The 12,607-nt window shown below is 45.8% G+C and carries 7 protein-coding genes; all 7 read right to left on the bottom strand.

All coding sequences use genetic code 11. From position 1 onward, the window contains the following. Nucleotides 1-60: 60 nt before the first annotated feature. Nucleotides 61-1,941, bottom strand: a complete 1,881-nt coding sequence (locus M0N77_RS08175; protein ID WP_353104727.1) for a phosphomannomutase — start codon at nucleotides 1,939-1,941, stop codon at nucleotides 61-63. Nucleotides 1,942-2,059: 118 nt separating this feature from the next. Further along, on the bottom strand, nucleotides 2,060-2,524 hold the full coding sequence (gene dut / locus M0N77_RS08170; protein ID WP_353104726.1) for a dUTP diphosphatase: 465 nt from the start codon (nucleotides 2,522-2,524) through the stop codon (nucleotides 2,060-2,062). Nucleotides 2,525-2,609: 85 nt separating this feature from the next. Beyond that, complete coding sequence (gene mgtE / locus M0N77_RS08165; protein WP_353104725.1) at nucleotides 2,610-4,013, bottom strand: magnesium transporter; 1,404 nt, start codon at nucleotides 4,011-4,013, stop codon at nucleotides 2,610-2,612. Between the two features lie 30 nt (nucleotides 4,014-4,043). After that, a complete protein-coding gene (locus M0N77_RS08160; RefSeq protein WP_353104724.1) occupies nucleotides 4,044-6,077 on the bottom strand; it encodes a UvrD-helicase domain-containing protein in 2,034 nt (677 codons plus the stop codon). Nucleotides 6,078-6,300: 223 nt separating this feature from the next. After that, complete coding sequence (gene hemB / locus M0N77_RS08155; RefSeq protein ID WP_353104723.1) at nucleotides 6,301-7,308, bottom strand: porphobilinogen synthase; 1,008 nt, start codon at nucleotides 7,306-7,308, stop codon at nucleotides 6,301-6,303. Between the two features lie 166 nt (nucleotides 7,309-7,474). Continuing rightward, nucleotides 7,475-9,259, bottom strand: a complete 1,785-nt coding sequence (locus M0N77_RS08150) for an efflux transporter outer membrane subunit (RefSeq protein ID WP_353104722.1) — start codon at nucleotides 9,257-9,259, stop codon at nucleotides 7,475-7,477. Continuing rightward, nucleotides 9,256-12,585, bottom strand: coding sequence for an efflux RND transporter permease subunit (locus M0N77_RS08145; protein ID WP_353104721.1), 3,330 nt, complete (start codon nucleotides 12,583-12,585; stop codon nucleotides 9,256-9,258). The genes M0N77_RS08150 and M0N77_RS08145 overlap by 4 nt, the downstream gene beginning before the upstream one ends. Nucleotides 12,586-12,607 lie beyond the last annotated feature (22 nt).

Below are 12,607 nucleotides of genomic sequence, written 5' to 3'. Positions count from 1 at the left end.
TATAGTTAAGGATTGTGTTCGATAGTTATTTTTAAGAATGATACAAAGTTTTTATGCTAGTTATACCGCTTCTATAGCTGCCATTTGCGCCGCTAAATCCTTATCGAACAGCTGACAAAGCGCTACAAAACGCGCTTTTACTTTTTGCATCTCTGCCCGGCTATCTCCTGCAAAGCGTACCGTCAGACTATTACTAGTATTGGATCGGCGTACTACGCCAAAACCATGGGCGAAGTCTAAACGTAAGCCATCTATAGTACACAATTTCGTTTCAGGCGGTAATAGTTGTCGTGCCTCACTTTTGGTCTTTAGCATAGGAGCTTTAGCACTAAAGCACTGACAAGAGATGGATTGCATAAATATAGAGTGCTGCATTGCTATATTATCTAGCGACTCATCATGCACTAAACGCAGTAGATAATGACAGTATTCTACTAAATGCTCAATAAAGGTACAGCTATTACCATTATTTTGGGCCAAAAAAGACTGACTCAAAGGCAGATAATGATCAGCGCTACTGACTAAAGTAGGTAGTTTTTGGGTAATATCGGTCAGCTGATAAGGCGGAATACTAGCTCTAGGCTCGCCCCATACGTCAGTAGCGGTCAATATATTAGCGCCTAGATTATCAGTGATGTCACTAATAGTAGGCACCAAAATATCTAAGGTAGGAGCAGTATAAGCCAACCAATGTAGTAGCCGTAAGCCTGCATACATCGCGTCATCATAAGCGATAAAATAGCCGTCATTAAAAATAAAATGTCCTGATAACTCACCTGCAAAGATAGGCGCTTGTTCATGCTTGGAGGCTTGTAGCTGTTGACGCAGTAAGCTACTTCCTGTCCTGGTCATCATCGCTACCGCCCCAAGCTCATTAAGCAAATGAGGCAGATGATGAGAGCATTTTATGTCAAATAAAACTTTTGGCGCGGACAGTGCGGTATGAGTGGGTCTATCAGTGATAGCTACTTGTGCTAATAAATATAACAAGTGATCAGCGACAATCACTTTGCCGCTATTATCAACGATCATGAGCCGATCGCCATCGCCATCAAAGGCAAAGCCCATATCGGCTTGATGGACGATAACCGCTTGTTGCAGCTCAGCTAAGCGATTAGGCTCGGTAGGATCGGGGTTGCCAATAGGAAAATCGCCGTTAGCAGTATCATTTAGCATAATAACGCGCTGACAAAAACGCGCAAATAATGGCTGAGCAACATTGCTAGTTGCGCCATTCATACAATCAATCACTAAGGTTAAATTGAGCTTATCGCTAGTTGTAGCTGGTGACGCATTAATATTGCGCTGATAGATAGTTTTGAGTGCTTGGGTAACAGCCTCGATATAACGATTAGCGATAAGCGGGGCTGGCAGGTCAGTAGTATGGTTTTGTTTAACATCAGCGGATATCGGTGGTGAGCTAAGCTGCTGATAAAGGCTTTGAATCTCTAAGCTACTAGGTGAGGTATTACTCAGTAACCATTTAATCCCTAAAGTATCTTTGGCAGAATGGCTCGCGGTCACCATAATGCCGTGACCGTCATATTGCTGTGCCCAAAAGGCCATCATTGGTGTAGTCACCAGTCCCAAATTAATAACTATTAAACCTTTGTTTTGTAGAGTATCGGCTAGCGTATTGGCAATAGTATCGCTACCAATGCGCACATCATAACCGATAACTACAGTAGTAGCTTTAACCGTATTATCGGTTTTATTACTTGATAAGTAGCTTTTTCGATACTGGCTTTTAGAATAAAGAGTTTTGGGATAAAGGCTCTTAGAATAAGAGTTTTGACAATAGTAGCTTTGAGTCTTATAAAGTTGAGCAAACACTACTGCTAAAGCGGCGACAAAATCAGTAGTAAAGTACTGACGCTCGCCGCGAATATCATAAGCACGAAATAACCCTTGTTGAGCCGCAAAAGAAGGCAGTGTTTTCATAGTATTAAACGACCTCCTATCTATTATTAGGCAAATATCAGACAAAAATTACGGCTTTGCGATTAGAGTTATTTTTTACTAGCGCTTTATGATGGTTTTAAGGGGCTGAGCTATTGAACTACTGGCGACCTGAATGACCAAAGCCGCCTACGCCGCGTACGCTGGTATCACTAAAGTCAGTGACAACTTCAAACTCCGGACGCGCCACAGGCACCACAATATACTGCGCCATACGCTCGCCTGGATTGAGGACAAAATCATCATGACTACGATTCCAGATGCTAACCATCAGCTCGCCTTGATAGTCGGCGTCTATCAAGCCTACTAAATTACCTAATACAATACCATGTTTATGACCGAGACCTGAGCGCGGCAAAATCATCCCAGCAAAGTTAGGATCAGCGATATATACCGCTAAGCCAGTACCGATTAGATGAGTCTCGCCTACTTTTATGGTTAAAGGCTCATCGATACAAGCACGCAAATCAATACCCGCTGAGCCATCAGTTGCTCTAGTGGGCAGTGAAAAGGCTTTATCTTCGATGATTTTGGAGTTTAACACTTTAACTTGCACCGCTTGCATAGCTTACTCACTTAATAGGTTATAAAATTTATGGGTAATTTTTAATAAAAATAAAGCTCTAGTTGGCTGGCTTGAGAGTAGGGATTTAGAGAATAAGAATACTTGCTAGCCCTAAAAACGACATAAAGCCGACGATATCAGTAACGGTAGTCAAAATGACTGACGCTGATAAAGCAGGGTCGATATTCATGCGCTTCAAGATAAGAGGGATACTAATTCCTGAGACATTAGCGGCGGTCATATTGATAGCTATAGCGCAGCCAATGACCGCGCTAATCTTAACATCATGAAACCAAAGCTGAGCAATACCTGCCATAATAATAGCCCAAATCATGCCATTAATAGCGCCTACCCACAGCTCTTTATTCAGTAGCCAAACGCGGTTAGAACCACCGATTTGACCCATAGCCATACCGCGGATCACTACAGTTAACGTCTGCGAGCCGGCGATACCGCCCATGCTCGCCACCACTGGCATCAAGATAGCGAGCGCCACAACTTTTGCCAGAACCGCTTCAAACTGACCGATGACCGCAGCAGCTAGCAGCGCGGTGCCTAGATTAATCCCTAACCAAATACTGCGACTCTTGGCACTGTCCAAAATAGGCGCAAACAGCTCGTCGTCTTGGCTAACACCCGCTAGATTACGCATGGTGCTATCGACATCATCTTGGATAATCTCCATGATATCCTCGCCGTTCAATTGTCCTACTAGCTCGCCATGACTGTTGATGACAGGGGCAAAGCGGATATCTTCTGAGCGAAAAATAGCCGCGGCATCGGTAATATCCAATCTATCATTGATAGTAATCGCATTATCAATAAAGTTGGCTACCATTGCCTGCTGATCGTGCTTAATCAAATCAACCAGACTAAGCAGTCCTAATAACTGCTGGCTTTGATCAACCACCAATAGCTCTTGGCTTTGATCATCGAGCAGATCCTCCTCAGCTCGTAGCCAAGCTTGAACTTCCGCTAAAGTGACATCATCATGCACCTGAATGATATCGGGATCCATGTAGCTACCCACTTCCCAGTCCTCATAGGTGTCAAGCTTATTGACCTGAACCCGAACCTCTTCATCCAGAGTTGCCATTACTGAGCTACGTACTGTCTCAGTAACCGTCTCTAAAATCTCTGAGATATCCTGTGCATCTAGATCTTGCGTTAATAACGATATCTCTTGCGAGGAGACGTTCTCTAGCAGCGGCTGGCGAGTATCAACCTCTAGCTCTGCTAGTACCTCACCTCTGATATCTTCTGGAACCTGCGCCCAAATCATCTTACGATCTGGCGTAGGGAAAGACTCTAAAAGGTTGGCAATCTCGTACTCAGACTGCTTAGCCAAAAACTCACTTATAGCCTGAAACTTATCATTGGCTACCAAATCCTGTAAGTATAATAATTTATACTCAGCACTATACTCCAGCGGATTGTAATCAGGCTGTAAGGTTGGCGTGCTCTCAGGACTAGGGGTAGGGACGGGCATAACTGATCCAAAAATGATAGCGATTAATAGTTAACGATTGCCTAATAAAGCACGAATATTTGCTAAGTACTCATCGGCAACGGCAGCGGGATCTTTGCTGGCTTTTTTCTTTTTGGCTTTGGCCGGCCAATCGATATGATCCTCTGGCAGCTCATCCAAAAACCGCGACTCGGAGGTAACGCGCATCTGACCACCTGCTCGGCGCTGCGCCGCTAAGGTCAGCGTCAACTCACGACGCGCGCGAGTGATGCCAACATACATCAAGCGCCGCTCCTCCTCAACCGTCTCGCTGAGGATCGAGTTGCGATGCGGTAGCATCTCTTCTTCTAAACCCATGATATAGACGTAGTTAAACTCCAGCCCCTTTGCTGCGTGTAACGTCATCAAGTTAACTTTATTGGTGTTTTCCTCTTCTTGCTGCTGCTCAAGCATATCTAGCAGTACTAATTTACGAATAATCGTATCAATGGTACGATCTTCATCTTCCTCGGCGCGATTGATCAAGGACTGAATACTGTTATAGAGCATATCAATGTTATCGATACGGTTTTTTTCTTGCTGCGGGGTCTTTGAGTCGCTCCGCACAAAATCAATGTAGCCAGTCTCATCGATCATCTGGCGTACGATAGGCACCGGATCAGGATGTTGATCAAGCTCGCGAGTATAGTGCTCAATAAAATCGCCAAACTCTTTTAAGGTGCTATAAGCCTTGCTAGGTAATACATGCGTGAGGCCGCCGTGAGTACAAGAAGCTAGTAGGGAGATACTATGCTCCTGCGCAAATAGGCCTAGTTTTTCTAAAGTTGCCGGTCCCATACCGCGCTTTGGGGTATTAATAATACGCAAAAAAGCACTATCATCTTCAGGGTTCAATATCAGGCGCAAATAGCCCATGACATCTTTTATCTCGCTACGCGAAAAAAAAGACTGACCGCCAGATAATTTATAAGGAATTTGTAATTGGCGCAGGTTAGCCTCCAACATCCGCGCTTGAAAATTACTGCGATAGAGCACCGCGTAATCTTCCCACTCATTACCAAATCGTAATTTGTGCGTGGCAATCTCTTTGGCCACGCGCTCGGCTTCATCATCGTCGTTACGGCAATTAATAATGCGAATCTTTTCGCCTTGACCTTTATCAGACCACAGCTTTTTTTCAAACAGATGCTCGTTATTGGTAATGACCGCGTTAGCCGAGGTTAAAATACGACTGGTCGAGCGGTAGTTTTGCTCCAGCATGACGATTTTAAGTTTGGGGAAGTCCTCTTTGAGTAGCGCCATGTTTTCAGGTTTAGCCCCGCGCCAAGCGTAGATAGATTGGTCATCATCACCCACGACAGTGAAGCGCCCTTGCGGCCCAACCAAATATTTAATCATCTCATACTGCGCGGTATTGGTATCTTGATACTCATCGACTAGCAAATAGCGAATCCGGTTTTGCCATTTATCGCGCAGCTCACGATTTTCACGCAATATCTTAGTGGGTAATACAATCAAATCATCAAAATCAACGGCGTTATAAGCGCGCAAATTTCGCTCATATAAAGCATATAAAGTGGCAAAAATCATATCCTCTGGATCATCTAACGTCTCCATCGCCTGATCCGGCTCAATGAGATCGTTTTTCCAATCAGAGATCATCTTAATCGCTTTGCCCACTAGCTCACGACTCTCAGCGCCTGATAGGTTATCGCGCATCATCAGCTCCATCAACAGCCGCTTACTATCGTCGCTATCCATGATGGAGAAATTACCTTTGAGCGGCGTATGAAGCAGCTCATAACGCAAAAACTGCAAACCAAACTGGTGAAAGGTGGATACCGTTAAGCCGCGCGTCTTTTCACTCGGCAGTAATTTGCTGACTCGCGCTTTCATCTCCCGCGCCGCTTTATTGGTAAAGGTGACCGCGGTGATACGCTCAGCTGGCATATTACATTCTTCGATAAGATAGGCAATCTTACGAGTAATGACCGAAGTCTTACCTGAGCCTGCTCCTGCCAATACCAGTAGCGGCCCAGATACATAGAGCATGGCTTCTTGTTGCCTAGGATTGAGTTGACTCATAGTGTAACCTTTGGGAAAAGTAGGGCAAAAGCGAATTTACGTCATAGTTAGCGCTATAAAATGAGGTAACTGCTACCAAGGTGCGCGCAAATATGGTGGGTTATTATAAAGCAAAAGCGCCGCCTTTTGGGAGCAGATAGATAATGATGCGTTCATACAAAAGCGCTAACTGAAGGGCATCAATTAGCGCTTGGCATTAAGCTAAAACTTTATAAAGGTGAGATTAAGCATTGTTTAATTGACGAGCCGCCTCAAGCGCAAAGTAAGTCAAAATCCCATCAGCGCCAGCACGGCGAAAGCCAATTAATGACTCTAAAATAACTGCATCAGTGAGCCAGCCATTTTGGATCGCCGCCATATGCATCGCGTATTCGCCTGAGACTTGATAAGCAAAGGTTGGTACGCCAAAAGTGTTTTTGACTTCGCGGATCAGATCCAGATATGGCTGACCGGGCTTAATCATCACCATATCCGCGCCCTCATTGATATCCATCGCCACTTCATGCAGCGCCTCAGCACGATTACCAAAGTCCATCTGGTATTGTTTTTTATGCCCGCCTTTTAGGTTACCGGCGCTACCGACCGCGTCACGAAAAGGACCGTAATAAGCCGAAGCATATTTGGCAGAGTAGGCCATGATAGCGGTATTGACAAAGCCCTCGCCCTCAAACGCATCACGCATGGCTTTGATACGGCCATCCATCATATCACTTGGCGAGATGATATCAGCGCCTGCGCGCGCATGAACTAAGGCTTGCTTGACTAGTACCTCTACGGTCTCATCATTGATGACATAACCTGAGTCATCAAGTAAACCATCTTGGCCGTGCGAGGTATAAGGGTCTAAGGCCACATCAGTCATCACTACCATCTCAGGCACGGCATCTTTGAGCGTTTTCACCGCGCGCGCACTTAACCCGTTTTCATCATAAGCAGACTTACCATCCGGGGTTTTTAACGAGTTATCGATAACGGGGAAAATATCGATAGTGGTGACCCCTTCGGCTAATAGCTCTTTGGCGTGCTTAATCAATAAATCAATCGATAAGCGCTCGACACCTGGCATACTAGCAACGGCCTCACGCTGATTGCTGCCTTCTAATACAAAGACTGGAGCGATAAAATGCTTAGGATGTAGCTCAACTTCGCGGATCATTGAGCGCACATTATCATTAAAACGTAAGCGACGCAGACGCGTAGCAGGATATTGGCGATTAAAAGTATAAGACATTGTTTTTCCTTTGTTATTTTAAGAGGAGGTATGGCTTTAACAGTTTCAAAACTAGCTCTAGTTAAAGGTAGCATACAAAAGCAAAAAGCCCCACCGAATGGGTAGAGCTGTTTGTAAAAAACTAGTCATCGTTATTGTAGCGTTAGCATAGCGACTAGCTAACTTATTAAGGCTCGATAATCTGAGTGATTGGCACCTGTTCAACGGGCGTATCTTGGATAATAGTGCCAACAGCGGCATCCGCGTCACCATCTTTATCAACATCAACAATAGCTTTAGGATCAAAAACAGCCGTTGCTGGCGTTTTGGATTGTTTGATATCAATAGCTTCTTGTAATGATGCCACACGAGCGGAGCTGGCAGCTTCCACAGCGTAGGCCGCTTTTGCTTCAGCATTATTATTAGTGGGGAAGCTAGCTATTTGCGCTAAGTTGGTGTACTGCGGTACTGGAATAGCCGTTGGTACCTCTAAATTGGCACCGCCACCTAAAGCTTGATACAGCTCTATTTGGCTAATGATTTTTTGTAGCTCTAAATTAAGAATGCCTTGCTGAGTAGAGAACAATGAACGCTGCGCATCAAGAACGTCTAAGTAGTTAGAGATACCTGCTTTAAAGCGAGCATTAGCAATCTCATAAGTCTGATCAAAGTTGTCTTGCAAACGATACTGTGCCGCTAGCTGCTCGCCTAAAGTAGCTCTGGTGGCAAGTACGTCAGAGACTTCGCGAAAGGCGGTTTGGATAGAGCGCTCATAATTGGCTAAAGTTTGCTCGCGCTCGATTTTTGCCACATCATAATTGGCATCTAAGCGCCCAGCATCAAAGATAGGAACGCTGATATTAGGCCCAAACGACCAGCCAAACGCATCACTGCTAAATAAGTCGTCTAACTTACCACTACTGACGCCGACATTGGTTGCCAGACTAATAGTGGGGAAGTAGGCGGCGCGGGCAACAGCGATATTAGCGCCAGCTGCTTTTAGATTGTACTCAGCTTGCAAGACATCAGGACGATAACGCAGTAGCTCGCTTGGGAGTCCGGCATTAAAGATCTCATGAGTAGTGATGTTACTGACCGCAGGAGCTGGTAGCAACGAGCTTGGAATAGGCGAGCCTACCAAAAACTGCAACGCATTACGCGACTGCAAGATACTGCTTTGAGCACGCAGTACCGCAAGTTTTGCCTCTTCTAGTGCCGCGCTTGATTGTAGCGAAGGTAGCTTTGGATCGATACCAGCCTTGAAGCGCTCATTAGCGATAAATAAAGAGCGCTCACGGCTCTCAACGGTAGCTTCTGCTAGCTTTAGCTGCGCTAAGCTATAGCTTAGATTGGCGTAGCTTTGAGCTATATTACTAATCAGACTGATCTGGGTAGCATCTTTAGCGGCAGCGGTTGCCAAAAAGTTTTGTAAGGCTTGATCTTTTAGGCTATCAATTCTGCCCCAAAAGTCTAACTCATAATTTGCTAGTCCTAGCTGCACATTGTAGCTATCGCCCGTTACACTACCACCTAAAGGGCTACCTTGACGACGACGAGAATAACCAGCCTGTCCCTCTATGGTAGGCAAGTCCCGTATATCGGTGATACGATACTGAGCTCGCGCTTTTTCGATCGCCAATCTTGCGCTCTCAAAATCTTTATTATTGTTTAGGCCTAAAGCGATCAGACCTTTTAGGCGCTCATCACTATAAAAATCTTGCCAGCGTTGTCCGGCCACACTAGGCTGCTCAGCGCTACTAGTGGTCTCACGATCAAAAGCGCCATAAGCTTGTTCAATTGGCAAATTAGGTTCGGCAAGAACGGGGAGGGTATCAGCTTTGGGAATGGTTTGACAAGCCGCCATGCTCATTGCCAACACGCTCAAAGCTAGTAGGCGTCCACTACTACGCAGGCGGGTGGTCAAGGCCAAAGGCTTTAAGGCTGAGTCAAAGGTAACTAATTGAGAACTCATTGTTTATTATCTCCAAAGCTTTCAGGCTGATAACTCTCAGAGGGAGTCGGTTCTGTGCTCTTATTAAGTGATGGCTTATCAGTAGGCGTAGTGGGCGGCTCATCATTAGGCGATGTTGGCGGCGTAAAATCGTTATCGTCATCATCATCAGGGTCATTATCATAGTTAACATTACGGCCATGACCAGCTACTTCGTGCGCTTCATTATTCATATAAGGGAACATACCACGCACCCAAATATAGAACATCGGAATAAAGAAGATACCTAGTAAAGTGGCACTAACCACACCACCTACGACACTGGTACCAATAGCAGTTTGGCTGCCTGACCCTGCGCCAGTAGCTATGGCTAATGGCACAACACCGATACCAAAGGCAAGCGAGGTCATAATAATTGGACGTAGACGTTGTCGCGCTGCGGTCATTACCGCCTCTCTGAGACTATAGCCTTCTTCTTGGTGCTCTTTGGCAAATTCAATAATCAAGATGGCGTTTTTGGCGGACAAACCAACGACGGTGAGTAGACCCACTTGCAAGTAGATGTCGTTAGCAAAACCGCGTAACCACGTAAATATCACCGCACCCAATACCCCAAGTGGAATAACCAATAGGACAGAGAAGGGGATAGACCAGCTCTCATAAAGCGCAGCTAGACATAAGAAGACAACTAGAATCGATAGCGCATAAAGCATAGGAGCTTGCGAGCCTGATTTTTGTTCTTCAAGTGATAACCCAGTCCATTCGTAACCGATACCTTCAGGGAGCTGACTGATCATGTTCTCCATAGCTGACATGGCTTCACCAGTACTAAGACCAGGTGCCGCATTACCTTGAATATTCATCGAAGGTAAGCTGTTATAACGAGTCAAACGCGGTGAGCCTGACTGCCATTCGCTACTTGAGAAAGCATCGAAAGAGACCATGTTACCGGTTTCGCCGCGCACATACCACTTGCCGATGTCATCAGGATTGGTACGGCTACTGGCTTCACCTTGAACATAGACACGCTTGATACGGCCACGATCGATAAAGTCATTGATGTAGCTTGAGCCCCAGGCGGTCGAGATAACGCTATTGATACTGCCTAAAGATAGACCATAAGCGGCGGCTTGTTCTTGATTGATATTGACTTTGAGCTGCGGCGCATCTTCTTGACCATTAGGACGGACACCGGCTACTTGATCATTTTGCGCGGCCATACCTAGCAGCATATTACGGGCTTCGAGCAGGCCATCGTGACCAACGTTACCCACGTCTTGTATCATCAAATCAAAACCACTAGCATTACCAAGCTCAGTAATCGCCGGCGGTACGATGGCAAATACTTGAGCTTCATTGAGCTGCGTGACGAAATAACCCATGGCTCGACCAGCAACGGCTTGCGCGGTGTTTTCATCGCCAGGACGTTCGTCCCAATCAGTTAAACGCACAAAAGCAAGCCCCATGTTTTGACCACTACCGGCAAAACTAAAGCCGGCAATGGTAAACACTGAGGCAATATTATCTGTCTCTTGGGTATCGTAATAGTCGCTAACCTTATCGAGCACGTCTTGTGTTTCATCTAGCGTCGAGCCTGCTGGTAGCTGCACTAAGGTAAACATAATGCCTTGGTCTTCTTCAGGTAAAAACGAGCCTGGAATACGCAAGAACACCACTGCCATAATACCGATGATAGCGGCATAAGCGATCAGATAGAGCCACTTTAAACGAATACTTTTACCAACCGTCTTTTCATAAGAGCGGCTGAGCTTAAAGAAGCTACGGTTAAACCAGCCAAAGAAGCCTTTTTGATTTTCCTCATTGCCTTTTTCGTGGCTTTTGCTACGTTTGAGCAAAGTCACACAAAGGGCAGGGGTAAAGATAAGGGCAACTAATGCTGAGAGCACCATTGCAGTAATCAACGTAATAGAAAACTGACGGTAAATGACCCCTGTTGAGCCGCCAAAGAAAGCCATTGGTACGAATACCGCAGATAGGATCAGTGCAATACCGATAACGATCTTACTGATCTCGCCCATCGATTGGATGGTGGCATCTTTAATGGAGATATCAGGATCTTCTTCCAAAATACGCTCGACGTTTTCAACGACAACGATCGCATCATCGACCAGTAGACCGATGGAGAGTACCATCGCAAACATGGTCAAGACGTTGATACTAAAGCCTGCGATATACAGCACGGCAAAAGTACCTAGCAAGACCACAGGAACGGCAAGCGTTGGAATAATAGTGGCACGCCAGTTCTGTAAGAAAATGAACATGACGATGAATACAAGCGCAATAGCTTCGAGTAGAGTCTTGACAACTTGTTCGATAGATAAGCGCACAAACGGCGTCGTATCGTAAGGAACAACAGAGCTTAGGCCTGCTGGAAAGTTGGTTTCTAGCTCGGCCATACGTGCGCCAACGGCCTCACGGGTCTCTAGCGCGTTTGCGCCTGCAGCCAATGAGATACCTAGACCTGCCGCTTCTTGACCGTTATACAAGGATATGACGCTATAGTTTTCACTACCGATTTTGACATCAGCGACATCGCCGAGGCGTACTTGCGCGCCCGAGGTGTCTGTTTTTAGCAAGATATCTTTAAACTCTTCAGGAGTTTGTAGATAGCTCTGTACGGTGACGGTGGCGTTAATCACCTGTTGATCGGTGTCAGCAGGTGCTTGTCCTAGCTGACCTGCAGATACCTGAGCGTTCTGTGCTCGTACGGCATTGACAACATCAGAGGGCACCATGTTATAGCTACGTAGGCGTGCAGGATCTAGCCAGATACGCATGGCGTAAGAGGAGCCAAACACTTGCACTTCACCCACACCTTCAACACGACTGATCGAATCGAGAACATTGGAGTTGATATAATCGGCAATATCGGCCCGATCCATACTACCGTCTTCAGAAATAAATGCCTGCACCATCAAAAAGCTGCTAGACGATTTATTGACGTTGACGCCTTGGCGCTGTACTGATTCAGGCAACGAGCTCATCGCTGCTTGTAGTTTGTTTTGTACTTGTACTTGCGCGGTATCAGGGTCTGTGCCATTTTCAAAGGTTAGCGTGACCGATGCACCACCATTTGAAGAACTCGATGATGACATGTACATCAAGCCATCTAGCCCCTTCATACGTTGTTCAATGATTTGCACCACAGAGTTTTCGACCGTTTGTGCGTTTGCACCAGGATAAGTGGCACTAACAGAAACGGTGGGCGGTGCGATACGCGGATACTGCTCAATCGGCAAATTAACAACCGAGATTACCCCGATAAGCATGACCAAAATGGCCAACACCCATGCAAAAATAGGGCGATCAATAAAAAAACGTGACATAGTATATCCCTAGGTCTTCCTA

It is taken from the genome of Psychrobacter sp. AH5 (assembly GCF_040371085.1).
Lineage (GTDB): Bacteria > Pseudomonadota > Gammaproteobacteria > Pseudomonadales > Moraxellaceae > Psychrobacter.
The sequence above is the reverse complement of the archived record's forward strand: the minus strand, read 5'-3'. Positions and strand labels throughout refer to the sequence as shown.